Below are 23,948 nucleotides of genomic sequence, written 5' to 3'. Positions count from 1 at the left end.
CCGGGATCAGATCAGGTTCACCTGATTCCCCGGCTGGCGCTGGACCCGGCCCGCAAGCTCAAGTTCCAACACGACGGTCAACACCACCGGTGCGGACAATTGGCACCCGCGAACGAGTTCGTCAATGGCAACCGGACTTGGGGACAGGTTTTCCAAGACGGTGGTGCGGGCCTGCTCCAGCTCCGACTCGGTCGGCGGCGTGGGGCGCGGCGGCGCGAACAGGTCGCCCTGGCGCTCGCGCACCGCGGGTGGCGCCAGGCTTTCCAGCGCCCGGATGACGTCGTCCACGCTTTCCACCAGAACGGCCCCCTGGCGCAGCAGGTTGTTGGTGCCCTGGCAGCGCGGATCGAGCGGCGATCCGGGCACGGCCATGACCTCCCGCCCCTGGTCCAGCGCCATCCGGGCGGTGATCAGCGAGCCGGAACGCAGCGCCGCCTCCACCACCAGCACGCCCAGCGACAGGCCGGAGATCAGCCGGTTGCGCCGCGGGAAGTGGCGGGCCTGCGGCGTGGTGCCGGCCGGGCTCTCCGCCACCACCACGCCCTGCTGCACTATGTCGCGGTAGAGGCGCTCGTTCTCCGGCGGGTAGACGATGTCCACGCCGCCCGCCACCACGGCCGCTGTCCCGGTGCCAAGCGCGCCGGCGTGGGCGGCGGTGTCGATGCCGCGGGCGAGGCCGGAAACGACCAGCAGCCCGGCCTCCCCCAGCTCCCGCGCCAGCCGTTCGGCGAACTTCTTGCCGTTCATGGAGGCGTTGCGCGCCCCGACCATGGCGACCCCGCGCCGCCGCAGCAGATGCGCGTGGCCGAGCACCGAGACGACTGGCGGCGCATCGTCCAGCGCGGCCATCGGTTCCGGATAGTCCGGCTCGCAGGAGCAGAGCAGGCGGGCGCCGACGCGTTCGTTGGCGAGCAGTTCGCGCTCTACATCGGGCTTGGCGGCGATGCGCAGGGGCTTCGCCCGGCCGCCACGCTTGGCGAGGTCGGGCAGCGCCTCAAGCGCCGCGCGGGCGGTGCCGTACCGCTCCAGCAGCCTGTGGAAGGTGATCGGCCCGACGTTCTCCGTCCGGATCAGGCGGAGCCAGTCGAACCGTTCGGCGTCGGAAAGGGTGCGGCGCGGTTGAATCATGCGCCATTTTGTACAACCTGAACCGTGCCATTTTCAACATGCATGCGTGTGCGGAGGAACGGTTTTACGCGCGCGAGGGCTGGACTCCGCAATCATCCTGATCCGGTCGCCGCACCGTCCAGCGCCACGCGTATTGGACGATGAACAGCGTGGTCGCAATTTCAACGATGCTGAAGAAAATGTAATAGGGCGTGGGCGTGCCGGAGAGCAGCGTCGCGAGTTGCACGGCCGTCATGATCGTGCCTGCGATGATGTTCGCCAAGCGGTTGGGGCGGTGCGCCAGCGTTCGCGACAGCAGGACCATCGCGATCGGGATTTCCATCAGCACCGAGGCACCGAGCAGGAATGCCTGGTCGATTTGCATGCCCTCGACGGACCCGCTGAGAAACTGCTTCAGCTGGCCCGGATCCATGAGGGTCACAATGTCGCAATACAGGTAGTTGAGCATCGCGAAAACCCACAGGAGGGATAATCGCTTGCCTTCCTTTGGTGCGCCTGCGCCGTTTGTGTTGTCGTCCATTGTGTCCGCCCTGCGGATCGGCTTCGAATTGGAGGCGCCGTAGGTTGCGCTGCGCTCCACTCCACCCAACTTACGAAATGCTATGCTGCTTTCTTCTTCCCGAAGCTGATCTTCGGTTCTTCACCCTTCAGGAGGCGGCGGATGTTGGCGGCGTGGCGCAGGTAGACCAGCGCCGCGATGAAGAGGCATAGGGCCGCCACCAGCGGACCGCCGAAGAACCAGCCGACGATTGGGCTGAGGCCGAGCGCGGTCAGGGCGGACAGGGACGAGATCTTGAACAGGAGGGCCATTGCCAGCCACGTCGCGCAGGCGATGACGCCGACCGGCCAGGACACGGCCAGCAGGACGCCCAGCGCGGTCGCCACGCCCTTGCCGCCGTTGAAGCCCAGCCAGACCGGGAAGGTGTGGCCGAGCATGGAGGTGCCGCCGGCGATCAGGGCGGCGTCCGGGCCGAAGAAGGCTTGGGCGAGGAGAGTGGCGATCGCGCCCTTGCCGCTGTCGAGGATCAGCGTGGCGGCGGCGAGCGGCTTGTTGCCGGTGCGCAGGACGTTGGTGGCGCCGATGTTGCCGGAGCCGATCTTGCGGATGTCGCCCAGGCCGGCCAGGCGCGTCAGCACCAGGCCGAAGGGGATCGAGCCCAGCAGGTAGCCGAGCAGGGCCGAGATGAGCAGAGTCACCGCGTCAGCCCTCGAACTGCCAGACGGGGCGGCCGTCCACGACGGTGCGCAGCGGGCGGCCCTGGACGGGGCGGTCCTCGAAGGGGCTGTTCTTGGACTTGGACTTGAATTTGTGCACGTCCACCTGCCACGGCACGTCCAGGTCGAAGGCGACGAGGTCGGCGGGCGCACCCTTGGCGATGCGGCCGAGCGGCAGGCCCAGGATTTCCGCGGGCTTCACCGTCACGCAGGCCAGGGCCTTCAGCAGGGGCAGGGCTCCTTTGTGCACCAGCTCCAGCGTCAGGGGGAACAGCGTCTCCAGCCCGATCACGCCGAAGGCGGCCTGGGCGAAAGGCAGGCGCTTCTGATCCTGGTCCTGCGGCGTGTGGTCCGACGCGATGGCGTCGATGGTGCCGTCGGCCAGACCCTCCACGATCGCGCGGCGGTCCATCTCGCCGCGCAGCGGCGGGGAGACCTTGGCGAAGGTGCGGTAGTCGCCGACGTCCGTCTCCGTCAGGGCGAAGTAATGCGGGGCGGTGTCGCAGGTGACCTTCAGCCCGCGCGCCTTGGCGCGGCGGATCAGGTCGACCGACTCGCCGGTGCTGACATGGGCGAAGTGCAGGCGGCCGCCGGAGAGTTCGAGCAGGCGCAGGTCGCGCTCGATCATGATGATCTCGGCCTCCCGCGGGATGCCGACGAGGCCGAGGCGCGTGGCGCGCTCGCCCGAGTTCATCATGCCACCGCTGGCGAGGCTGGGCTCCTCCGGGTGCTGCACGATCAGCTTGTCGAAGGTCTTGGCGTAGCTGAGCGCGCGGCGCATCGCCTTGGCGCTGGTGATCGCCTTGGTTCCGTCGGTGAAGGCCACGGCGCCGGCGCGAGCCAGCAGGCCCATCTCGGTGATCTCGTTGCCGTCCGTCCCGCGGGTGGCGGCGGCGTAGGCGAAGACCTTCACCAGACGCACCTCGCGGGCGCGCCGCGCGATGAACTCCAGGCTCGCCACCTCGTCGGTCACCGGGTCGGTGTTGGGCAGCAGGACCATGGCGGTGATGCCGCCGGCCACCGCGGCGCGCGACGCGCTCTTGATGGTGTCCTTTTCCTCCTCGCCGGGCTCGCCGATCAGGACGCGCATGTCGACGAGGCCAGGGGCGAGGCACTGGCCGCGCAGGTCGACCGCTTCGATCCCCTCCGGAACGCCGTCGTTGAACAGCGACGGACCGAAATCGGCGATCTTCGCGCCCTCGGTCAGCAACGTGCCGGTCTGGTCCAGGCCGCTGGCGGGGTCGAGCAGGCGGGCGTTGCGGTAGGCGACGCGATTAGACATTGGAACCCCGGCGGTCACGGGTCAGAAGGTCGAGGACGGCCATGCGGACGGCGACGCCCAGCTCCACCTGGTCGAGGATCATGGAGCGCTTGAGGTCGTCGGCGACCTCCGAGTCGATCTCAACGCCGCGGTTCATCGGGCCGGGGTGCATGACCACCGCGTGCGGCTTGGCGACCGACAGCTTCTCGTAGTCCAGGCCGTAGAAGTAGAAGTATTCGCGCGTGGAGGGGACGTATTGGCCGCTCATCCGCTCCGTCTGGAGGCGCAGCATCATCACCACGTCGGCGTCCTTCAGGCCGGTCGCCATGGAGTGGTGGACCTCCACGCCCAGCCGGTCGATCTGCGAGGGGATCAGGGTCGGCGGGGCGACGACGCGAACGCGGGCGCCCATGGCGTTCAGCAGGTGGATGTTGGAGCGCGCCACGCGGCTGTGCAGGATGTCGCCGCAGATCGCCACGATCAGCCCTTCCAGGTGGCCCAGGCGGCGGCGGATCGCCAGCGCGTCCAGCAGGCCCTGCGTCGGGTGCTCGTGGTGGCCGTCGCCGGCGTTGATGACCGAGCAGTTGACCTTGTCGGCCAGCAACTTCACCGCGCCCGAGTCGGCGTGGCGAACGACCAGCGCGTCCAGGTGCATGGCATTCAGCGTCATCGCCGTGTCGATCAGCGTCTCGCCCTTCTTCACCGAGCTGCCGTCCGACGACATGTTGATCACGTCGGCGCCCAGCCGCTTGCCGGCCAGCTCGAAGCTGGTGCGGGTGCGGGTGGAGTTCTCGAAGAAGAGGTTGACGATCGTGCGCCCGTCGAGGAGCGACGACTTCTTCGAAGGCTGGCGGTTCTGCTCGACATAGCCGTTGGCGAGGTCGAGGATCGTGGTGATCTCGCCCGCCGTCAGCCCCTCGATGCCAAGGAGGTGGCGGTGCGCGAAGATCGTGCTGCTGTGGGGCGATCCGGTCATGGGCCGGGACTATAGGAGCGGCGTGTTGCGGTCGCAAGCGCGCCCGCAGCGAACTTTGTTCGCTGCGGATTCATATGGCCTCACACGCCGGCCGGGCTTCGGTCGCATGTGCGACCGGGCCCGCCGTCGCGGTCCTCGGCGGATTATTATCCGCCTAATGCAACTCCCTGTCCGGCGTTTGATGGGTGGAGGGTTTGCGGTGGGACGGCTGCGTGATGGGGTGGGCGGCGCGCTCGGTCGGGGCCGCCTCCTCGAACAGCCAGTCGCGGAAGGTCTTCACCTTGGGCCGTGAGAAGTGGTGCGGCGGCGCCACCACGTAATAGGCGTAGTCGCCCGGCAGATGGACGTCGAACAGCCGCACCAGCCGGCCCGCGGCGATGTCGTCGGCGACCAGGACGCCGCGCGCCAGCGCGACGCCGGTGCCCTCCGTCGCCGCCTGGAGCAGCAGGCCCGAATCGTCGAATCGGGGGCCGCGGGTGACGTCCAGCCCGGTCAGGCCCGCCGCGTCGGCCCAGGTGCCCCAGGTGATGAAATAATCGTCGTGCAGCAGTGTGTGGTGGCGCAGGTCCTCCGGCTTTGCGAGCGGGCGGTCGCCGGCCAGCAGGGACGGGCTGCACACGGGGTAGATGTCCTCCGTCAGCAGCCGTTCGCAGCGCAGCCCCGGCCAGCGGCCGGCGCCGAAGCGGATGGCGATGTCGACGTCCTGCTGGTTGAAGTCCACGATCTGCGAGGTGGTGTGCAGCCGCACCTCCAGCTCCGGATGGCGGCCCTGGAAGCGGCCGAGCCGCATCACCAGCCACTTCGCCGCGAAGCTGGGCATTGTGGAGATGGTCAAAGCGCCGGAGCCGTCGCGGCGCAGAAGCCGCTCCGTCGCGTGGGACAGCGTGTCGAGCGCGTCCTTGACCGCGGGCAGGTAGGACTCGCCAGCCTCCGTCAGCTCCAGCGCGCGGTTCAGGCGGCGGAACAGCGGCAGGCCCAGCCAGTCCTCCAGCCCCTTGATCTGGTGGCTGATGGCGGCCTGGGTCACGTGCAGCTCGTCCGCCGCCTTGGTGAAGGACAGGTGGCGGGCGGCGCATTCGAAGGCGCGCAACGCGTTCAGCGGGGGCAGGCGGCGCGGCATTTCGCCTCTTCGGGTCTGGAGGGCTTCGGATTAGTTTTCCTTATCCAGACTATGAGAAAGCGTCGTTTGTGCGCAAGAAGCGGGTGGCCCATTCTCCCTTCACGGAACACAGTTTCGACACCGGAGCGAAGGCTTCGAACGAAACGCCTTCGGATGAGGAGATGCACGATGACGCAGAGCATGAACACGGTTGCCGCTGGTGCTTCTACCCGCAGCGCGGCCTCCGTTGGTCGGTCGGTTGTGGCCCTGTTCGACATGGTCGCGACCTGGAACGAGCGGCGCCGGCAGCGCCTCGCCCTGGAGGCTTTGCCCGACCATCTGTTGCACGACATCGGCCTGTCGCGCGCCGACGCGGAGAACGAGGCCGAGAAGCCCTTCTGGAAAGGATGAACGGATGACTGGGACGGTGGCTGGGGCCAAGGCAGGAGTTGAACGCGTGTGGACGGGCGGCTGCGCCTGCGGCGGCGTGCGGTACGAGATCACGACGCAGCCGGGCCCGATCTCCTTCTGCCATTGCGGGCAGTGCCGGCGGCAGCACAGCCACGTCGGCGCATACACCACCTTCCCGCGCGGCGCGTTGCGGGTGGTTCAGGAGGACACGCTGGCCTGGTACGCGTCGTCCGACCGGGCGCGGCGGGGCTTCTGCTCGCGCTGCGGCTCCGGCCTGTTCTGGGAAGGGGAAGGCAACCCGAACGTCGACGTCACCGCCGGCAGCCTGGACGAGCCCACCGGCCTGCGCGCCGACCGGCACATCTGGATCGACTTCAAGGAAGACTACTACGACCTGCCGGACGACGGCCTGCTGCGCCGCGCCAGCACCGATCCGGACAACCACTCCAAGACGGAGACATGACCGCACCGGAAGACCCTTCGCGTGTGGGGCTTATTCCGGAATCGCGGTGGGGGTATTGACCTCTGCGACAAAAGGTGCGAATGATTTGCAGAAGCAGTCGCACCTTTCCCCGTGAGGTCTCCCAGAATGCGTCGTCTTGCCGTCCCGTTCGTCGCTTGCGTCCTGTTGGCCCTGCCGGCCGTCCTGGTGCCGGCCGCCCCGGCCTCGGCCGCGGACGGCGACGTCACCATCGTCATCAAGGACCACAAGTTCGAGCCGGCCGAGGTGACTGTCCCGGCGGGCAAGAAGGTGACCCTGGTGGTGGACAACCAGGACGCCAGTTCCGAGGAGTTCGAGAGCAAGCCGCTGAAGGTCGAGAAGATCATCGGCCCGAAGAAGCAGGCGCGCATCTCCGTCGGTCCGCTGGAGCCCGGCCGCTACACCTTCTTCGGTGAGTTCCACGAGAGCACCGCCCAGGGAGTGCTGATCGCCCAGTAACGCCGCGCCCGGTCACCGGCCGCAGCGGCCGGTGGTCCCGACGCAGAAGGTCCCCGTCGCTCGGTCGTAGGAGAGCCGGATGCTCGCCAGCCTCATCATCGTCTTCCGCGAAGTGCTCGAAGCCGGTCTCATCATCGGCATCGTGCTTGCCGCCACGCAGGGCGTGGCCGGGCGGGCGCGCTGGATCATGCTGGGCATCGTCGGCGGCATCGCCGGCTCCTGCCTGGTCGCCGCCTTCGCCGACGTGATCAGCGCCCAGTTCGCCGACAGCGGGCAGGAGCTGTTCAATGCCTCCGTCCTGCTGCTCGCCGTGCTGATGCTCAGCTGGCACAACGTGTGGATGGCCCAGCACGGCAAGGAGCTGGCCCGCGAGATGGCCGCGGTCGGCCGCGACGTGTCCTCGGGCAACCGCTCGCTCGGCGCGCTGGCGCTGGTCATCGGCCTGGCCGTGCTGCGCGAGGGGTCGGAGGTCGTGCTGTTCCTGACCGGCATCCTGGCGTCGGAGGACGGCGGGATCACCACGGTCGCCATCGGCGGAGCCGGGGGCATGGCGCTGGGCGCCGTGGTCGCCGGGCTGCTCTACGCCGGCCTGCTGCAAATCCCGACGCGCCACCTGTTCGGCGTCACCACCTGGCTGATCACGCTGCTGGCCGCGGGCATGGCGTCGCAGGCCGTCGCCTTCCTGGCCCAGGCCGGCATCGCCAACGTCGGCGGGACGATCCTGTGGGACAGCTCCGCGCTGCTGGACGAGACGACCATGATCGGGCGCACGCTGCACGTCCTGGTCGGCTACACCGACCGCCCGACGGAACTGCAGCTGATCGTCTACGTCACCGTCGTGGCCGCCATCACGCTGCTGACCCGCTGGACCCGCGGGATGTCGGACAGCCGCCGCGTCGCCGCCGCGCGCTGAATTAAAAAAACCCTCTCCCGGCCTTGCCGGGAGAGGGTTTTTCGGCGCCGGCGTCACCGGTGTCAGGCATCGCCGCCGTCCTCGTCGCCCTGTTCCATCGCCTCCTGCGCCATGCGGCGCTGGTGGGCCAGCGCGTCGAGCGCGCCTTGCAGGATGTAGGCGGCGGCCATCTTGTCGACGACCTCGTCCCGGCGCTTCCGGGTCATGTCAGCCTCGCCGATCATGAAACGCTCCACGGCGGAGGTGGACAGCCGTTCGTCCCAGAAGGCGATCTCCGCCTCCCAGCCCAGCAGGTCCGGACGCTCCATCAGGTTCTTGGCGAAGGCCCGGGTGGATTCCGCGCGCGGCCCTTCCGAACCGTCCATGTTCAGCGGAAGCCCGATCACCAGCCCGCCGATCCCGTAGTCGCGGATCGTCTTCGACAGCTCCCGCGCGTCCTGGGTGAACTTGGTTCGGCGCAGCGTGCCGATGGGCGAGGCGACGACGAGGTTCGGGTCGGCGACGGCCAGGCCGACCGTCTTGGTGCCGACATCGAGGCCGAGGAGCCGCTGGCCACGACCGAGGCGGGCGGCGAGTTCGGGAAGCGTGTGAATCATGTCACCAACCATAGAAGCTGCCCAGCCCTGCGGCAAGATCGCTTGAGTTGTCAAAGAAGATACTTATTCTTCTAAGCAAACAGCCGGAGCACCGCGATGCTTACCCACCGTGCTCTGGCCGACGCCGATATACCGCACATCTGCGGCTTTCCGCGTGACCGGCTGGAGCTTTACTACCTGTTTCCCCGGGCAAACTGGCCCCTGACCCCGGAGCAAATCCGGGAGTCGCTGGACATCCGCCGCGACCCCACCGTCATCCTGCGGGGCGACACGGTGGTGGGCTACGCCAACTTCGCCACGTTCGACGAGGGGCTGAGCGCCAGCCTGGGCAACGTCAGCGTGGCCCCGTCGGCCCGCGGAACCGGCGTGGCGAAGCACATCCTGCACGTGATGATGGACCGCGCCTTCGCCCACCACCGCCTGCCGGAGCTGGTGCTGCGCTGCTTCAACACCAACACGCCGGCGTTGGTGCTGTACGGCAAGCTGGGCTTCGTCCCGGTCGCCATCGAGGAGCGCACCACCCCCTGGGGCGAGCGCATCGGCCTGTTCACCCTGCGCATGGACCGTGCGGTCTGGGAAGGTCGGCACCGGGAAGCGACCAGGGCGGCCGCCTGAATCATTGCGATGACAGTTTTCGGGTGTTAGCTTCCAACCCGTTTTTCCAGACGTTTCGGAAGAGAGTGGAAGGCATGTCGCTCGACAAGGCCACCGTGGCCAAGATCGCGCATCTGGCCCGCATCAAGGTGCCGGAAGAGGAACTGGATCACCTGGCGGGTGAGCTGAGCCAAATCCTGACCTTCGTGGAACAGCTGAACGAGGTGGACACGGGCAACGTGCCGCCGATGACCAGCGTGGCCGCGCAGAAGCTGCGCCGCCGCAAGGACGAGGTCACGGACGGCGGCTACCGCGACGCCGTCCTCTCCAACGGCCCGGAGACGGCCGAAGGCTTCTACGTCGTTCCGAAGGTGGTCGAGTGATGGCCGAGCTTACGCATCTGACCATGGCGGGGGCGCTGGATGGCCTCGCCAAGAAGGACTTCACCGCGGTCGAGCTGGCCGAGGCCCACGTCAAGGCGGTGGAGACGATCCGCCCGCTGAACGCCTTCATCACCGAGACGCCGGACAAGGCGCTGGAGATGGCCAAGGCCTCCGACGCCCGCCGTGCCAAAGGCGAGGCCGGCCCGATGGAAGGCCTGCCCATCGCGGTGAAGGATCTGTTCTGCACCAAGGGCGTCCTGACCACGGCGGCCAGCCACATCCTGGACGGCTTCAAGCCGGAGTACGAGTCCACCGTCACGTCCAACCTGTGGCGCGACGGCGCGGTCATGCTGGGCAAGGTGAACCTGGACGAGTTCGCCATGGGCTCCGCCAACATCACCTCGCACCACGGCAACGTGATCAGCCCGTGGAGCCCGGGCGAGGTCGGCAACTGGTCGCGCCAGCTGGTGCCCGGCGGTTCCTCGGGCGGCTCGGCCGCCGCGGTGGCCGCGCGCGCGGCGCTGGGCGCCACCGGCACCGACACCGGCGGTTCCATCCGCCAGCCCGCCGCCTTCACCGGCATCGTCGGCATCAAGCCGACCTACGGGCGCTGCTCCCGCTGGGGCGTCGTGGCCTTCGCGTCGTCGCTGGACCAAGCCGGGCCGATGACCCGCACGGTCGAGGACGCGGCGATCATGCTGCGCTCCATGTGCGGCTTCGACCCGAAGGACAGCACCTCCGTCGACATGCCGGTGCCGGATTTCCGCGCTGCGCTGACCGGCGACATCCGCGGCCTGAAGGTCGGCATTCCGAAGGAATACCGGGTGGAGGGCATGCCGGCCGAGATCGCCGCGATCTGGGACCAGGGCATCGAGTGGCTGAAGGCCGCCGGCGCGGAGCCGGTCGAGATCAGCCTGCCGCACACCAAGTACGCGTTGGCGACCTACTACATCGTGGCGCCGGCCGAGGCGTCCTCGAACCTCGCGCGGTACGACGGCGTCCGCTTCGGCCTGCGGGTCGAGGGCGGCAACCTGAAGGACCTGTACGAGAACACGCGCGGCGCCGGCTTCGGCAAGGAGGTCCGCCGCCGCATCCTGATCGGCACCTACGTGCTGTCGGCCGGCTATTACGACGCCTACTACAACAAGGCCCGGCAGGTGCGCACGCGCATCAAGTGGGACTTCGACGAGGCGTTCCAGCGCTGCGACGTCATCCTGACGCCGACGGCGCCGAGCACGGCCTTCGCCATCGGGGAGAAGATGGACGACCCGATCCAGATGTACCTGAACGACGTGTTCACGGTGCCGGCCTCGTTGGCCGGCCTGCCGGGCATGTCGGTTCCGGCCGGCGTCGGGTCGGACGGCCTGCCGCTGGGTCTCCAGCTGCTTGGCCGGCCCTTCGACGAAGAGACCGTGCTGCGCGTCGGCCAAGTCATCGAGAAGGCCGCCGCCGTCACCGCCACCCCGCCGTTCATGGCCTGAGCCGGATCGAGAGAGCAGACCGATGTCGTACATTCAGGGCGAAACGGGCGATTGGGAAATCGTGATCGGGCTGGAGGTCCACGCCCAGGTCATTTCGAACGCCAAGCTGTTCTCCGGCGCCGCGACCGAGTTCGGCGCGGAGCCGAACAGCCAGGTCAGCTTCGTCGACGCCGCCTTCCCCGGCATGCTGCCCGTCATCAACGAGCATTGCATCGAGCAGGCCGTGCGCACCGGCCTTGGGCTGAAGGCGCAGATCAACCTGCAGTCGGTGTTCGACCGCAAGAACTACTTCTACGCCGACCTGCCGCAAGGCTATCAGATCAGCCAGTTCCAGCAGCCGATCGTCGGCAAGGGCGAGATCGTGTTGGACCTGCCGGACGGCTCCTCCCGCACGGTCGGCGTCACCCGCCTGCATCTGGAGCAGGACGCCGGCAAGTCGCTGCACGACCAGCACCCCGCCAAGACCTACATCGACCTGAATCGGTCGGGTGTGGCGCTGATGGAGATCGTGTCGGAGCCGGACATGCGCAGCGCGGAGGAAGCCGGCGCCTATGTGCGCAAGCTGCGCTCCATCCTGCGCTACCTTGGCACCTGCGACGGCAACATGGAGGAAGGCTCCATGCGCTGCGACGTCAACGTGTCGGTGCGCAAGCCGGGCGAGCCGTTCGGCACGCGCTGCGAGATCAAGAACGTCAACTCGATCCGCTTCGTCATGCAGGCGATCGAGTATGAGGCGCGCCGCCAGATCGAGATCATCGAGGAAGGCGGCAAGATCGACCAGGAGACGCGTCTGTGGGACACGACGAAGTTCGTGACCCGCTCCATGCGCTCCAAGGAAGAGGCGCACGACTACCGCTACTTCCCCGATCCGGACCTGCTGCCGCTGGAGCTGGACCCGGAGTGGGTCGAGGACATCAAAAAGACCCTGCCGGAGCTGCCGGACGACAAGAAGGCGCGCTTCATCGCCGACTACAAGCTGTCGCCCTACGACGCCAACGTGCTGGTGTCGGAAAAGGCGCGGGCGGATTTCTACGAGTCCGTCGCCAAGGGACGCGACCCCAAGCTGGCCGCCAACTGGGTCACCGGCGAGCTGTTCGGCTACCTGAACAAGGCCGGCAAGGAAATCGAGGAGAGCCCCGTTTCGGCGGAGAACCTCGGCGGCCTGATCGACCTGATCGCCGACAACACCATCTCCGGCCGAATCGCCAAGGAGGTGTTCGAGGCGATGTTCGAAACCGGTGAGAAGGCCGCCGACATCGTTGAGAAGAAGGGGCTGCGCCAGGTCACCGACACCGGCGCCATCGAGGGGTCGATCGACGCGGTCCTGGCCGCCAACGCCGACAAGGTGGCGGAGTTCCGGTCGGGCAAGGACAAGCTGTTCGGCTTCTTCGTCGGCCAAGTGATGAAGGCCACCCAGGGCAAGGCCAACCCGGCTCTGGTCAACGAGATCCTGACCAAGAAACTGAAGGGCTGAGCAGGCCGCCGCCGGGTTGAACCGGCGGCTTGCCTGAAAGTACCGGGTGCGATCCTCCTTTCGGAGGAACGCGACGATATAATCATTGATTTTGCTCTCCCGCCGGGCTCCAGTGGAGGCCGGCGGGGGGCTTCATGATTGAATGCGGGCTGTTCGTTGCGCTTGTGGCTCTGTGCGCCGGCATCCTTGCGGGGGCGGCCGGTGGAGCCGTCATCGGGTGGCGCTCCGGCCGGTCCCATGACTTGAACGCTTTGCGCAAAGCCGACGCCGACCGCCGCGACTTGGCGGAGCGGCTGGAGATGGCGTTCGACGCGACGAACGCCGCCGCCTGGGACGCCGACGTCGTGAACGGCACCTGCTGGTGGTCGGACGGCTTTCCACGCCTTCTCGGATTCGCCGAAACGCCAGCGATGCCCCGCGACTTCTGGGAGGCGCGGCTGCACCCCTCCGACCGCGAGCGCGTGCTGGCCACCATTGGCGCGCACCTGCGCGGCGACACGACGACCTACGTCTATGATTACCGCATGCGCCGCGAGGACGGCGGCTGGGTCTGGATCGCCGCCAAGGGGCGGGCCATCCGGGACGCAGACGGGCGCGCCGTGCGCTACCTCGGCATCATGACCGACATCACCGACCGCAAGGCTGCGGAAGCCGCCGTGGTCGCCGCCAAGGAGGAGGCGGAGCACGCGCTGGCCGAGTTGCGCGCCGCGCAGGAAAGCCTGGTCCAGGCGGAGGCGATGGCGTCGCTGGGGCAACTGGTGGCCGGCGTGGCGCACGAGATCAACACGCCCATCGGCATCGGCCTGACCGCTTCCACCCACATCGCCGAGCAGACGCGGACCGTGCGCGACCATTTCACGGGCGGCACGCTGAAGAAGACCGGCCTTGCCGACTATCTGGACACGATGGCGGAATGCGCCGGGCTGCTGGACGCCAACATCCGGCGGGCGGCGGCGCTGGTGCAGAACTTCAAGCAGGTGGCCGTGGACCAGGCATCGGGCGAGCGGCGGGTCTTCGACCTGAAGACGACCATCGACGAGGTGCTGTTCGCGCTCCGCCCGCGCCTGAAGCGCACGCGGCTGGGCGTGGAGGTGACGTGCCCGGATGGTGTGTCGATGGACGGCGTCCCCGGCGCGCTTGGGCAGGTGCTGACCAACCTGGTCATCAACGCCGTCCTGCACGCCTACCAGGAAGGGGAGGCCGGGACTATTCGAATCACCGCGTGTCCGGAGGGCGACGACTGGGTGGTGCTGGACTTCGCCGACGACGGCTGCGGCGTCCCTCTGGAGAACCTGCCGAAGATTTTCGAGCCCTTCTTCACGACGAAGCGCGGGCAGGGGGGCTCGGGCCTGGGCCTGCACATCGTGCACAGCACGGTGACAGGCGTGCTGCGCGGGACGGTGTCGGTGCAATCGACACCGGCGCCCGCAGTCGGGCAGGGCACCCGTTTCACGCTGCGGCTGCCGCGCGCGGTGCCGCCGCCGGCAACTGGTGCGATGGAGGCCGGTGTTGTTGGGGCCGGCTTGGCAGGGGCCGCGGTGCGTCCGGCGGCGTAGGGGAGGCGGGGCCCGGTTGCCCGGTCACGCGACGTGGAGGTCCTGGTACTGCAGGTGCTTGGGTCGGCGGCCGCGGCGCTTCGGCGCCGCGAAGGCGGCCAGAGCGCCATTTTCGCCGCGCAGTTCGGCGTTCAGCTCCTGGACGCAGCGCATCAGAAGCTCCTTTTCCTTCAGGTCCTCGCGGTCTGTGACCTCCAGGCAGCTCAGCTTGATCTCGACCAGATCGATCAGCGTTTCAGTGCAGCGGCGCGACAGGCCCATGGCGTCCTCCTACTCCGGAGATTTCTCATCGCTTATGGTGCCACCATAGACCAATCTGGATAAAAAATACATAAAATTTTATAAGTATTTTCCACAGATTTGAGCAAATGCGTTTTTTGCTGCGTAAGCACAGATTTGAGCAAATGCGTTTTTTGCTGCGTAAGCGTTGACAGGCCCCCGCCGGATCGTTAGAACGCACGAACGCCAGCGGCGCCCACAAGCGCCGACCCGGTAGGAGGGGTGGCCGAGAGGCTGAAGGCGGCGGTTTGCTAAACCGTTATAGGAGCTTAAACTCCTATCGTGGGTTCGAATCCCATCCCCTCCGCCATTCCCTTTCCCTTCAGATACTTAGCTGGCTGAATTGGCGGTTTCCTGGGGCTGCAACCCAGACGGAACCGTTATAGGTGTGCCGGTTTTTGTGCCGACCCCGTTCGGGACGTACCCCAGATAAATCTCTGTGGTCTTCACGCTGCTGTGCCCCAGGTGCTTGGACAGCGTGTAGATGTCCCAACCGTTCTGAAGCGCCCGAATCGCGAAGCCGTGCCGCAGATCGTGGCAGCGGAAGGGGCGGAACAATGTGCCGGCCTGCTGTGCCGACTTCTGTGCCGACCGCACCATCTCCCTGAAGCGGGACGCCACGTTCAGGTAGCGGCTTCCCTCGCCGTGCCAGAACACCGCGTCAGAGCCGAGGAAGCGGGGCAGCGCGGTCAACATCGCCACGGTCTCCGGTTCCAGGCGGATCGTCCGCGGCCGGCTGGTCTTCGTCTTCAGGAACGTGACCGTGCCGGCCTTGAGGTTGACCTGCCCCCAAGTGAGCCCAGCGGCCTCCTCCTGGCGGCAACCGGAGTGGGCGAGGAATCGAACCATGCTGGCGAACATGCCGGGGCAACGTGTGACGACGGCCTCGACGTCGGCGCTCGCCGGCGGGTGGATCGATTCGCGGCGTTCACGGGTCAGCCGTCGATTGTAGTCGCGCGCGGGATTCGATTCGCACACTCCCCATTCGACCGCGGCACCGAGAACGGCGGACACCGCGGTCAGGTCCCGATTGATGGTGGCGTTGCTGGTGCCGGCCTTGCTGCGGGCCGACACCAGACCGGAAATTGTCTTCCGGCCGATCTGGTCGACGTAAAGCGATTCGAGATACGGCCCCACCTGACCCAGGCTGACGGTATAGCGCTTCAAGGTCGCGGGCTTGACCGCGTTCGGGCCGACCTCGGTGAGGTAGCGGACCACGGCGGCCTTCCAGCTTAGCCGTGATTCGCCGAAGTGGACGGCGGCGGTGATCTCCTTCTTGAGCTGGTCGAGTCGTTTCTGGGCTTCCTTCCGATCAGACGTGCGTAGAGATCGTCGGTGCTCGGACCCGCCGGCCTGTATGCGGGCCCACCAGACGGCGCCGCGCTTGTAAAGGTTGGATGGCATTTCGTTTGTGCCTCTTGATCGTTGATCCAGCGCCGAAGCCGTTCGATGTCGAAGGTCCAGCGCCCGAAGAGCTTAGCAGCGCCGGGAATGTCGGCGGCGCGGTGTTGAATGGTGCGGAGGGAAAGGCCCGAGATGCGGGCAGCCTCCGGCGCACCGATGCGTTCGGCCTGGGGCTGGCTCATCTACGTTGCCTCCTGTTCGGTTCGGTGGGTGCCTTCATTCTCCCGAATCTGCGCCGGTGGCCGGCTACACCGGGAGCAGCGGTATCCGCCGTGACCGCCGCCCACCAAGTGGGGCAGGGGCGGTGGGCCGGCGCAGCGACCATCCTTGGCGGACGAAACGCCTATGATGCCCAGGAGCGAGAGGCCTCCTCCGCTGGGCAATTGGCATTGCGTGTTGCGCGGTTCTACGCTGGTGCCGCCATGTGATTTCGATGGGAACCCGCTATGAGGTTCCGGTACGAAATTGTTCGGCTGGGCGCCACCTGGGCGGTGGTTCAAGAGGCGGTGGACGATCGGGGTATTGTCCGCCCGCATCTGAGGCGATTGCTCGCCTACGACATCAACCTGGTCAAGGCGATCACCCTGATCCAATTCCTTGAACGCACTGGCGTTGGGTTCGTGGCAAACCACCCCTGACGCTGCGCTGCTACTGGTCCGGTTGGTGGCGCACTCGCGATGGCCACGAGGAAGATCGCGCCGAGAAGGGCGCACACGGCCAGCACCAGAGTGCGATGGAACGGGTCCTTGCCCAAGGTGAACCTCTCTAAGCATGCCGACCAGGAAAATGCCCCGACGGTGCAGCTCGACTTCGATCTGGACGTTTCCGGCCGGTACTGCCCGCACACGAGTTGGTACAAGCGCCGACATCCGCCGCGAGTCGACAGGATCGGTGGAGGACGTCGCCGGGTGTAGCGTCAGACAAAGGACGGACAGCCGGAAGGTGCAGCAGGGTACGTTCACAGCTGCTCCTCCGGCTTTTTGACCGTTTTCGCTGCCACCTTGCCTATGCTGCCACGCGAACGTCTTGCTTGCCCTCTGAGAGGTTGGTTGGGAGCGCTGAGGGGGCCTAGGCTGACCGCGCCATGACGGTGCGGTTTGAAGTCGTTCACATTGGTGAGGCTTGGGCAGTCATCCAGTTTGGAGACGGAAATGCTCCTCGGTGCCAGCCCTATTGTGGGCGACTGGTGGCCTACGGCATGGAATTGCACGAGGCTATCAAACTCGCCGATTTTCTTAAGCGAATGGGTATCGGGCCTATTGCCAATCTGCCCTGAGCACACCAGGCCGACGCTCAACATGCCGAGCAAGTTAAGCTGGGCGAGCCGCCCGCAACGGGTTCGGGCGGCGTTCTCCCGGTGCAAGGCCGCATCGTAGGTGAGATGGCATTTCTGGCACATGGCGGCCAAGTTCTCGTCTCGGCAGTCAGTCGGATCGTGGTTCAGATGGGCAACCGTCAGCACGACCTTGGAGCCGGTCACGGGGTGCAGCTGTCCGTTGATGGCCTCCTTGCAGAACTCGCAACGTCCGCCGGCCCGCTCGGTCCGGATACGCAGACTGATCGCCCGCCAGTCCTTCGGATAGAGAGCGCGCTGCTCAGGTCGGATGGGCATTCGAGCCTACCTCCGCCGAATTGACGATGATGAGAGCCAAATCACACTCTAGAGTGGCTTTCGGCGTTAGATTAGGCTTCGACGCCGTCGAGCGCTGAGAGGTGCAAGCATGTCTGCACGTAGGAGGCTTCGTTTCATCATACGAGCTGATGATGATGGAAATACCTGGAGCGTTTTTGATCGGAAAGAGCGCATGTATGTTCAATACCGATCCTGGCCGTTGATTGGTTTGGACAGGGACTATGCTGCTGCTGCCGCTGAAATGCTCAACGAAGTTTTGGTTGGGCAGGGCAAGGTTCATTGAATGACTGAATGGTGAAACGGCACTGAAGCTCATGAATTCACCTGTCAGTGCAGACCCTCCGCTGTCTGCACTGAAGACGCTGCTGGCGTCATGCTTGGCGCACCTCTCCAGCAACGGCTGCATCAACCCGTCGCGATAGATTGTGTCCAGCGGCTCGGCCCCGGTCGCTTCGTTGCCGCCCCAACCCTGCGGCCCAGTCTTCGTCACCGCTCCGAACGTGACTTGGGTCTCCAGCGCTCGGCCGAGCCCTAAGCGGCGATGGGAGTTACTCACGGGATAGCCGCATGTGTTTATGCGGGCCCTCTTTCCTCCTTCAACCTTAGGTACATAAGCTTGTCCTTCCGGGTCGGCGCATGCTTCGTCTTCGCTGTGTTCTGCGCTGCCGCAAAAGGCCATTCTGATCCCATGAGGAGCTGCCACGAGATAAAGGCTGACAAACGGGGTAACGGATGGACGGTGATCAACATCTCTAATAAAATACCAGATATTTTTGAGGGAACACCACAAGGCGGTTTGCTTGCCCGTGAAGCGGAAGACACATCGGAAGTCTGTTCCAACAACTGCCGTATCAAAAAACGCCATGTGTTGGTTTTCTTCTGGGATGCGCCGAGAAAATATTACAGTTGTATTCCAAGAGGCTGAACCCCTGGTATGTCCGTACGATACGAAATCGCGCGTTTCGGTGATGCGTGGGCTGTGTTTCAACGAGCCGACGACAGCTGTGTGAACGCTGAGCCTCATTTTCGGCGCGTAATGGCTCGCGGGATCGACCATGCTGTGGCGGTTGACCTGGTTCGCTTCCTTGCACAGGTCGGCATTGGCCCGGTTGCCAACGTGAATTGAAAGAGTGGATCGGCGCGTCTGCGTTTTCGGTCCGTCGAGGAGCGCGCGAACCATCGACACGCTGCAGGTGATAGGGATGTCACGCGCCATGACTGGGCTCGTTGGCGGAGAATGTGGAGTGGGCGGCACCTTCCTTGGCGGCGCATGCGGTCATGCCACTAACCTTCTGTTCATCTTGCTGCAGCGCAGCATTTTCGGCATTAGTACGCCCATGACGCAACACGACATACCCCGCTATGCTGTCGGCTTGAGTGAGGACGGACTCTCTTGGACTGTGATCGATCACAGCACAGGCGGGTATGTCCCCGTTAAAGGCGGATTTCTCACCCTTGCTGACGAAGAGCAGGCCGGTCATTGGGCTGAACTGCTGAACGGTGTCGACAAACGGCAGGCGCAGAGAGGGGAATAAGGGCAGGCCGCATGCCCGACTTTCTCCCAGTGGATTCTGGTGTGTGACGAAGGCACAATTACATTCCATCATACACTCCCCCTGGGTGCTCTTGCGCGTCTAGCCGCGCCAGATAGGACGCTGGGTCGAACGCTTCCGGGTTGCGACCGAACGCCTCGACGTCCTTCACGGCACGACGCAAATCCTCCGTCTGTCGACGCAACGGGTAGAGGTCGGGCGCCTTGAGCGCCCGAACCATGCCGCGGGAACGAGTATTGCGGCCGGCCATCACTTCTTCCCCTTGGCCTGGAAGCTGGCCGTCCGGCCCTGGGCGAATTCGCGCCAGGCGGCAGCGTGCGTCCCACCGTTCGCGGCGATCACCGCGGTGATCCGGTCGGCGTGGTCGTCGAGGAAGGCAGTCCACTGGCCGAAGGTCTGGCAGGTGCTGCCGATGCGCTGAAGCTCCGCAGCCTCATCTGCCCACTCGTCGCCGGCCGGCGCGGCGGTGTCACCCTGGGCCGCGGAGGTGGCATCCGGCTGTCCGGCCTGCTCCGGCTTGCCCTGCTCGACCTCCGGCTTGGGCAGGTAAGCTTGGCGCAGGCGGGCCAGCGTGTCGTCCCCACCTTCGGTCATGTCGGCGGCCCACTCGGCGGCGTCGCTGTTCAGCTCCCACAGCTTGGCCGGGTCAGCGGCGCCCTGCAGCGCGGCCTCGAAGCGGGCGAGCCATTCGGCGCTGCTGGTGAACTCCTTCACCTCGCCATCGAGCGTCACCAGGGCGTAGGTCTGCTGGGGCGGTTCCCAGGTGCCGCCCGCGTCGGATACCTCGTGCTCCAGCGCCGGGGCGATGCTGAAGCTGGCGAGCTGCTGGGCGGAGTTGACGGCGGAGATGGAAGGACCGGCCTGACGGCGTTCGTCCGCGGCGTGCATCGCGTCGTCCCGCTCGATGACGCGCTCCAGCTCCTCGGACAGCGGGAGGGACTTCATCAGCCGGCGCAGGACAGTCTTGCGGGCCATCTCGCCCCACCAATCCTTCCACGGACCGGAATCCTTCGACCGGCTGACAGACCTGACCTTCTCGATCTCCTTGAAGCTCATCACCTCGACGTGCTTCTCGTCGTCGTCCGTGATGGCGATAGAATAGGCGCCGATGGCCGGCCCGCGGTCCATATCGAGGGTGGGCGGCTTGTGATGGATGTTGGCCTCGAACCCAAGCTGGTAGTCGAACTCGTCGTTCTTGTGGACGACGTAGGCGTCGAGCCGCTTGATCTGGCCGCTGTTCATTGCGAGCTTCCGCAGCCCGCGCACCATCGGCATGTACTGGACCTTCTTGATCCAGACCTCCCTGCCGCCCTGCTTCTCCTTGGTATTGAAGATTACCAAGGCGGCCTCCTTGCCATTGGGCATCAGGCCATCGGCAGCTGCCTCCAGGCAGGAGTTGAAGAGGGACCGCCGATCGGCCTGGGCGAGGTCGGGATTCTTCGCAGCGGCGGTCATCACCACGCGGGCGAACTTGTCGGGCGTGATGTGGCTGGGCAGCGCGACGGAAAACTGCGCCTTCACCGCCTCCTTGGACAAGTCGGCCTGCAGCTCCTTCACGGGGTCTCGCTGGGCGACAGCGGTTCCGGTGTTCGTGCTCATGGGGATCAAACCTCGCGAATCGTCATGGCCCCGCGATGCGGCCCGTTCTTGCCGTTCACGTAGACCCAGGTGATGTTGAATCCGGCGGCCTTGGCGCGAATCGTCTCCGGCGCGGCGCCGAGCTTGGTGGCGATCTCGGCTTTCACGCGGCTCTCGGCGCTCTCGGCCCGCTTGCGGATGGACTGCGTCTTCAGAAGCCGGGCACACAGCGTCGGCAGCCGGTTGTCCATGGTCAGGTCCAGCGGCGCCGAGCGCACCCCGGCACCCAGCAGCGAGAGGTCGGCCACCGTGTCGAAGTCAGCGACGTCGAGCGGCGGTGTGCCGGCGGCGATGGCCGCCCAGAAGGCGGCGACGGCCTGCTCGATCTTGGCGATGGTCGGCTCGTGCCGCTCGATCCGGCCGCGCTTCAGGCTGCTCCCCCCGACGCAGGCGATGATCCAGCCATAGGGCGCCTGGATGCGCTCGCAGGCAATCTGGTGTTGGAGCTGCAGCGTGATGTCGATCGGCGGCGCCTCGATGTCGTCGCCCTTGGCCTGCCAGAGATCCCTGAAGACGAGATAGTCGACGTTCTTGATCTCGACCGGTGGCAGGCCGGGCTCGTGCACCTCGAAGTCCCGGCTGGCGCCCATGCCGGGCACGGTGGCGTGGCGCAGGTAGCGGTGCACCTTGCGCAGCGGCCAGGGTGCCCACTTGTCGCGGGCAGCCTCGGCGATGCCGGCCTCCAGGCAGCGGCCGAGCCGGATGCGCTCATTTCCGTCCAGATCCTCCGGCGGCAGGATCTCAGCCTTCTGGTGGTAGAGCCGGAAGCCGGTGGTGTGGCGGGACACGCAGCCCAGCATGGTGGCGCCGGCGGGCGGCATCTCGAACATGTGCAGGTAGGCCAGCTGCCCGTTAGCGAGCTGCCACAGGTAGAAGAGGCTGGCGATCTCCGACCCGCCGATGTGCTGGGCGCGCAGCTCGTGCCAGTCGTCATGGGACTTGGGGAGGATGGCGTTCATCGCGTGTGGGGCTCCTGGCTCCAGCGCTCCTCGTGGGCGCCGACGATCTGGTCGAGTTCGGCCTGCTCGGCCGGGGTGAGGCGCTCCAGCACGCCGACCATGAGGGGAGCGAGCCGGTTGTGCGGGGCGTGGTGGTCGGCGTTGATGCCGGTGATCAGCAGCGCGCGGCCGTGCAGCAGGATCAGGCTGCCGTAGGCGGTCTCGTCCGATTCGGTGACGGTGTAGGGCGAGGCCATGCCCATCACTCCGCGGCCGCCAGCTGGCGCAGCCACCGGGAGCGGTTCAGCGCGTCGGTGAACCAGGTCTTGGCAACCTCGGGCGTGACCAGCAGCCAGCGGCGGGCATCGTTCAGCAGGAAGGCGGCGCGGGCCCGGTCGATCAGGGCGGTGTCGATGACGCGGGTCTCGTCGTAGACGCTGGCGATGTACACGTCCCGCTCGGGATCCCAGACATCGATGACGAGGGACAGCTCCCGCGCGCCGAGTTGACGGACATGAGAGCCGAGTGCCGGTTGGACGACGGGCCCGGGCCCAGGCGCCGTGGCCACCGACTGGGGCAACCATCCGCCGAGCTGCCCGCAGCACTGGCGGTGGCGGTCGCGCTGGTAGGCGAGTTCCTTGCGGGCGGATTGCTCCGTCCAATCGCAGCCCCCGTCGCGAACCGTGTGCGCCTCGGGGTGCAGCTTCAGGAAGCGCAGGATGCCGACCAGCATGCGGGCGGTGTTGCGGTGCTGCTCGGCGCGCCGGCGCCAGCGGTTCACCATGCCCCGTGGATCGGAGGGCAGGGGCGTGTGGTTGGCCAACTCCAACTGGCGGACCCGGCCGCTGGTGTGGGCGTGGTCGTCCATCCGCTCCAGTTCCTCGACGGTCATGGGCGGAGCGGCGGGGCGGGTGGGCATGGCGATCAGGTTCATCGCGTCTTCCGGGGGTGATCGGCTCTGGCGGCCGGGCGAAGAGGGGCGAGAGAGCCGGCCTTCTATCTCAGGCGCCGATGCCGGCCACACGCCCCGCCATTGGTCCTGCGCGCTGCGCAGTTTTCGCGGCTGGGCTGACGCGCCACGGCTCTCTCTGATGCCTCAAGCCGGCTGGGATCACCCATGCCGGCCGGAGCGCGTGAACGCGTGGTATGGAGGTTTCAGCCGCGGTCAGTGCGCGGGCGGGACCAGCGCCAGCCAGCCGACAGAGGCGCCCAGCCAGACGGCGGTGACGATGAGGAGTTCGTGGGCGGCAAACATCAGGCGCACCGCCGATCGAGCGTTAGGCCGTGCAGGGCCTCCTCGAGCCACGCTTCTGCCCGCTCGCGGGTGACGAAGGGGCCGTTGGGCTCGCCGTCGTCGGTCAGGCGGCTGACGTACCAGCCGCGGGTCGGCTCAAGGTCCGTCGTGGCGAAGGGCCCGACGTGGTATACGGAAGGCGTGTCCATCAGGCGGCGAGCTCCAGGGAGGGCTTCCACGCCGGCCGGTCGGCCGGATGCTCCACTCCGTAGGACCGCAGCGCCTCCTTGATCACCGCCAACTCGGCGGCCTCCGGCACGCCCACAATCGACCAGTCCCAGGCGCACTCGATCCCGTCGGCGGCGCGCGTCGCGTCGGCGAAGCTGGGCGCCACGCCGATCAGCGCGCCGTTCGGCAGGTGCGTGAGATTCCAGCCGTCCTCGTCCCGGTGGATACCGAAGGCACGGCGGGCGTTGCCAAAGTCCACTTCCATCGGCCCCTTCACCGTGGCGATCAGGAACAGGTAGGCGGCCCAGGTGTCCTGGCTGGACGGGGTGTGCAACGACAATTTCGACGTCCGGCAGGCGTCAACTACGATGGCCTGTCCGGTCGGGGCTGATCACTCGTAGCGCATCAGTGCAGCGCGTCGTTTCGCGGCACGCACAGCGGAGCGGACAGCACGATCGGTTTTCGCGAGGTCGAATTTTTCGGGATGGAACGCACGTCCGGCCCAGCGTCTCATATCGGCATGTTCGGGGTGGCTCGGGTCGTGAAAAGCTTCCAGGAAATCGGCGTAGCCGTAGACACCCCCGACATCTTCCGGTGGCCGTGAGCGCGCACCATCAATGCAGGCGGGGTATTTGCGATCGGTCTCGGGCAGCCGCAACGTTTCGGCCTCGATGCGGTGATGCCAATCGTCGCCGAAGTCATAGAGGTAGATGAACGGCGGCGGATTGGGCAGGAAGTCGAACAGGCGCACATCGTCCTCCGGCAGAGCCTGGGCGTCGTCATCGAAGGCATCCGCGTTGAGCATGTCGGGAGCGCCAAAGCGCAGGCCGCCGATCTCGAACTGATGCAGGTGGTAGTCCAGCCACCCGAACGCGGCTTGGATGATGTGGTGCAACTCGCCCAGCGTGGTCCGCCGCGGCACCAGCAGCCGCCGCCAGACCGGCGGCTCGATGTCCAGGATCGTGATCTTCAGCTGGGCGATGGTCGGGGGCTCGAACATGCCCGCCATCATGC

30 protein-coding genes and 1 tRNA gene are annotated in these 23,948 nt (G+C 66.6%); 12 read left to right on the top strand and 19 right to left on the bottom strand.

Going from position 1 to position 23,948, the window contains the following annotated elements; translation table 11 throughout:
- Window positions 1-6: 6 nt before the first annotated feature.
- The 6 genes from dprA to M2351_RS40925 form a co-directional block, all read right to left on the bottom strand.
- On the bottom strand, window positions 7-1,128 hold the full coding sequence (gene dprA, locus M2351_RS40950) for a DNA-processing protein DprA (RefSeq protein ID WP_264661695.1): 1,122 nt from the start codon (window positions 1,126-1,128) through the stop codon (window positions 7-9).
- Between the two features lie 64 nt (window positions 1,129-1,192).
- Window positions 1,193-1,648: a DUF6326 family protein gene (locus M2351_RS40945; protein WP_264661694.1), complete on the bottom strand. Its 456-nt coding sequence runs from the start codon at window positions 1,646-1,648 to the stop codon at window positions 1,193-1,195.
- A gap of 80 nt (window positions 1,649-1,728) precedes the next feature.
- On the bottom strand, window positions 1,729-2,325 hold the full coding sequence (plsY, locus tag M2351_RS40940) for a glycerol-3-phosphate 1-O-acyltransferase PlsY (protein ID WP_264661693.1): 597 nt from the start codon (window positions 2,323-2,325) through the stop codon (window positions 1,729-1,731).
- Between the two features lie 4 nt (window positions 2,326-2,329).
- Window positions 2,330-3,625, bottom strand: coding sequence for a dihydroorotase (locus M2351_RS40935; protein WP_264661692.1), 1,296 nt, complete (start codon window positions 3,623-3,625; stop codon window positions 2,330-2,332).
- Window positions 3,618-4,580, bottom strand: a complete 963-nt coding sequence (locus M2351_RS40930; protein WP_264661691.1) for an aspartate carbamoyltransferase catalytic subunit — start codon at window positions 4,578-4,580, stop codon at window positions 3,618-3,620. Before M2351_RS40930 ends, M2351_RS40935 begins: the two co-directional genes overlap by 8 nt.
- A 154-nt stretch (window positions 4,581-4,734) precedes the next feature.
- Window positions 4,735-5,700 (bottom strand): transcriptional regulator GcvA, encoded by a 966-nt coding sequence (locus M2351_RS40925; RefSeq protein ID WP_264661690.1) that lies wholly within the window; start codon window positions 5,698-5,700, stop codon window positions 4,735-4,737.
- Between the two features lie 168 nt (window positions 5,701-5,868).
- Between M2351_RS40925 and M2351_RS40920 the strand changes: the two genes are divergently transcribed.
- The 4 genes from M2351_RS40920 to M2351_RS40905 all read left to right on the top strand — a co-directional run bounded on the left by M2351_RS40920 (window position 5,869) and on the right by M2351_RS40905 (window position 7,943).
- Window positions 5,869-6,090 carry a DUF1127 domain-containing protein gene (locus M2351_RS40920; protein WP_264661689.1) on the top strand — a complete coding sequence of 74 codons (222 nt, stop codon included), beginning with the start codon at window positions 5,869-5,871 and terminating at the stop codon, window positions 6,088-6,090.
- Window positions 6,091-6,094: 4 nt separating this feature from the next.
- On the top strand, window positions 6,095-6,553 hold the full coding sequence (locus M2351_RS40915; protein WP_264661688.1) for a GFA family protein: 459 nt from the start codon (window positions 6,095-6,097) through the stop codon (window positions 6,551-6,553).
- Between the two features lie 126 nt (window positions 6,554-6,679).
- Window positions 6,680-7,030, top strand: a complete 351-nt coding sequence (locus M2351_RS40910; protein WP_264661687.1) for a cupredoxin domain-containing protein — start codon at window positions 6,680-6,682, stop codon at window positions 7,028-7,030.
- Between the two features lie 79 nt (window positions 7,031-7,109).
- Complete coding sequence (locus M2351_RS40905) at window positions 7,110-7,943, top strand: FTR1 family iron permease (protein WP_264661686.1); 834 nt, start codon at window positions 7,110-7,112, stop codon at window positions 7,941-7,943.
- Window positions 7,944-8,005: 62 nt separating this feature from the next.
- Here M2351_RS40905 and ruvX read toward each other — a convergent pair whose 3' ends face one another.
- Complete coding sequence (ruvX, locus tag M2351_RS40900) at window positions 8,006-8,539, bottom strand: Holliday junction resolvase RuvX (RefSeq protein WP_264661685.1); 534 nt, start codon at window positions 8,537-8,539, stop codon at window positions 8,006-8,008.
- A gap of 96 nt (window positions 8,540-8,635) precedes the next feature.
- On the opposite strand from ruvX, the gene M2351_RS40895 reads away from it, so the two are divergent.
- The 5 genes from M2351_RS40895 to M2351_RS40875 all read left to right on the top strand — a co-directional run bounded on the left by M2351_RS40895 (window position 8,636) and on the right by M2351_RS40875 (window position 14,027).
- Window positions 8,636-9,154, top strand: coding sequence for a GNAT family N-acetyltransferase (locus tag M2351_RS40895; protein WP_264661684.1), 519 nt, complete (start codon window positions 8,636-8,638; stop codon window positions 9,152-9,154).
- Between the two features lie 74 nt (window positions 9,155-9,228).
- On the top strand, window positions 9,229-9,516 hold the full coding sequence (gene gatC, locus M2351_RS40890) for an Asp-tRNA(Asn)/Glu-tRNA(Gln) amidotransferase subunit GatC (RefSeq protein WP_209763458.1): 288 nt from the start codon (window positions 9,229-9,231) through the stop codon (window positions 9,514-9,516).
- Window positions 9,516-10,997: an Asp-tRNA(Asn)/Glu-tRNA(Gln) amidotransferase subunit GatA gene (gatA, locus tag M2351_RS40885; protein WP_264661683.1), complete on the top strand. Its 1,482-nt coding sequence runs from the start codon at window positions 9,516-9,518 to the stop codon at window positions 10,995-10,997. The genes gatC and gatA overlap by 1 nt, the downstream gene beginning before the upstream one ends.
- A gap of 22 nt (window positions 10,998-11,019) precedes the next feature.
- On the top strand, window positions 11,020-12,471 hold the full coding sequence (gatB, locus tag M2351_RS40880) for an Asp-tRNA(Asn)/Glu-tRNA(Gln) amidotransferase subunit GatB (protein WP_264661682.1): 1,452 nt from the start codon (window positions 11,020-11,022) through the stop codon (window positions 12,469-12,471).
- Window positions 12,472-12,605: 134 nt separating this feature from the next.
- Window positions 12,606-14,027 (top strand): PAS domain-containing sensor histidine kinase, encoded by a 1,422-nt coding sequence (locus M2351_RS40875; protein ID WP_264661681.1) that lies wholly within the window; start codon window positions 12,606-12,608, stop codon window positions 14,025-14,027.
- Between the two features lie 24 nt (window positions 14,028-14,051).
- Here M2351_RS40875 and M2351_RS40870 read toward each other — a convergent pair whose 3' ends face one another.
- On the bottom strand, window positions 14,052-14,288 hold the full coding sequence (locus M2351_RS40870) for a hypothetical protein (protein ID WP_264661680.1): 237 nt from the start codon (window positions 14,286-14,288) through the stop codon (window positions 14,052-14,054).
- A gap of 234 nt (window positions 14,289-14,522) precedes the next feature.
- Here M2351_RS40870 and M2351_RS40865 point away from each other — a divergent pair.
- Window positions 14,523-14,616: transfer RNA gene (locus M2351_RS40865), tRNA-Ser, on the top strand.
- A 20-nt stretch (window positions 14,617-14,636) separates the two neighbouring features.
- Here the strand turns inward: M2351_RS40865 and M2351_RS40860 are convergent.
- Window positions 14,637-15,710 carry a site-specific integrase gene (locus tag M2351_RS40860; RefSeq protein WP_264661679.1) on the bottom strand — a complete coding sequence of 358 codons (1,074 nt, stop codon included), beginning with the start codon at window positions 15,708-15,710 and terminating at the stop codon, window positions 14,637-14,639.
- 446 nt (window positions 15,711-16,156) lie between these two features.
- Between M2351_RS40860 and M2351_RS40855 the strand changes: the two genes are divergently transcribed.
- Window positions 16,157-16,348: a hypothetical protein gene (locus tag M2351_RS40855; protein ID WP_264661678.1), complete on the top strand. Its 192-nt coding sequence runs from the start codon at window positions 16,157-16,159 to the stop codon at window positions 16,346-16,348.
- A gap of 320 nt (window positions 16,349-16,668) precedes the next feature.
- Here the strand turns inward: M2351_RS40855 and M2351_RS40850 are convergent, their stop codons facing one another.
- Window positions 16,669-17,322, bottom strand: coding sequence for an HNH endonuclease (locus tag M2351_RS40850; RefSeq protein ID WP_264661677.1), 654 nt, complete (start codon window positions 17,320-17,322; stop codon window positions 16,669-16,671).
- The gene (locus M2351_RS40845; protein WP_264661676.1) at window positions 17,306-18,559 is read right to left on the bottom strand and encodes a hypothetical protein; all 1,254 of its coding nucleotides are present in this window, start codon (window positions 18,557-18,559) and stop codon (window positions 17,306-17,308) included. Before M2351_RS40845 ends, M2351_RS40850 begins: the two co-directional genes overlap by 17 nt.
- A gap of 28 nt (window positions 18,560-18,587) precedes the next feature.
- Between M2351_RS40845 and M2351_RS40840 the strand changes: the two genes are divergently transcribed.
- On the top strand, window positions 18,588-18,878 hold the full coding sequence (locus M2351_RS40840; RefSeq protein ID WP_264661675.1) for a hypothetical protein: 291 nt from the start codon (window positions 18,588-18,590) through the stop codon (window positions 18,876-18,878).
- Window positions 18,879-18,936: 58 nt separating this feature from the next.
- On the opposite strand, the gene M2351_RS40835 is transcribed toward M2351_RS40840, so the two are convergent.
- The 8 genes from M2351_RS40835 to M2351_RS40800 form a co-directional block, all read right to left on the bottom strand.
- Complete coding sequence (locus M2351_RS40835) at window positions 18,937-19,146, bottom strand: hypothetical protein (RefSeq protein WP_264661674.1); 210 nt, start codon at window positions 19,144-19,146, stop codon at window positions 18,937-18,939.
- Window positions 19,146-20,495, bottom strand: coding sequence for a recombinase RecT (locus M2351_RS40830; protein WP_264661673.1), 1,350 nt, complete (start codon window positions 20,493-20,495; stop codon window positions 19,146-19,148). Before M2351_RS40830 ends, M2351_RS40835 begins: the two co-directional genes overlap by 1 nt.
- 5 nt (window positions 20,496-20,500) lie before the next feature.
- On the bottom strand, window positions 20,501-21,493 hold the full coding sequence (locus M2351_RS40825) for a hypothetical protein (RefSeq protein ID WP_264661672.1): 993 nt from the start codon (window positions 21,491-21,493) through the stop codon (window positions 20,501-20,503).
- Complete coding sequence (locus tag M2351_RS40820) at window positions 21,490-21,729, bottom strand: hypothetical protein (RefSeq protein WP_264661671.1); 240 nt, start codon at window positions 21,727-21,729, stop codon at window positions 21,490-21,492. The genes M2351_RS40825 and M2351_RS40820 overlap by 4 nt, the downstream gene beginning before the upstream one ends.
- Window positions 21,730-21,734: 5 nt before the next feature.
- The gene (locus M2351_RS40815; RefSeq protein WP_264661670.1) at window positions 21,735-22,406 is read right to left on the bottom strand and encodes a hypothetical protein; all 672 of its coding nucleotides are present in this window, start codon (window positions 22,404-22,406) and stop codon (window positions 21,735-21,737) included.
- A 320-nt stretch (window positions 22,407-22,726) separates the two neighbouring features.
- On the bottom strand, window positions 22,727-22,915 hold the full coding sequence (locus M2351_RS40810) for a hypothetical protein (RefSeq protein WP_264660901.1): 189 nt from the start codon (window positions 22,913-22,915) through the stop codon (window positions 22,727-22,729).
- Window positions 22,915-23,274 (bottom strand): hypothetical protein, encoded by a 360-nt coding sequence (locus tag M2351_RS40805; protein ID WP_264661669.1) that lies wholly within the window; start codon window positions 23,272-23,274, stop codon window positions 22,915-22,917. The genes M2351_RS40810 and M2351_RS40805 overlap by 1 nt, the downstream gene beginning before the upstream one ends.
- Window positions 23,275-23,325: 51 nt before the next feature.
- Entirely contained in the window at window positions 23,326-23,934 is a 609-nt protein-coding gene (locus M2351_RS40800) for a plasmid pRiA4b ORF-3 family protein (RefSeq protein WP_264658938.1), read from the bottom strand.
- Window positions 23,935-23,948 lie beyond the last annotated feature (14 nt).

This window comes from Azospirillum canadense (assembly GCF_025961225.1).
In the GTDB taxonomy this organism is placed as follows: Bacteria; Pseudomonadota; Alphaproteobacteria; order Azospirillales; family Azospirillaceae; genus Azospirillum; species Azospirillum canadense.
The sequence above is the reverse complement of the archived record's forward strand: the minus strand, read 5'-3'. Positions and strand labels throughout refer to the sequence as shown.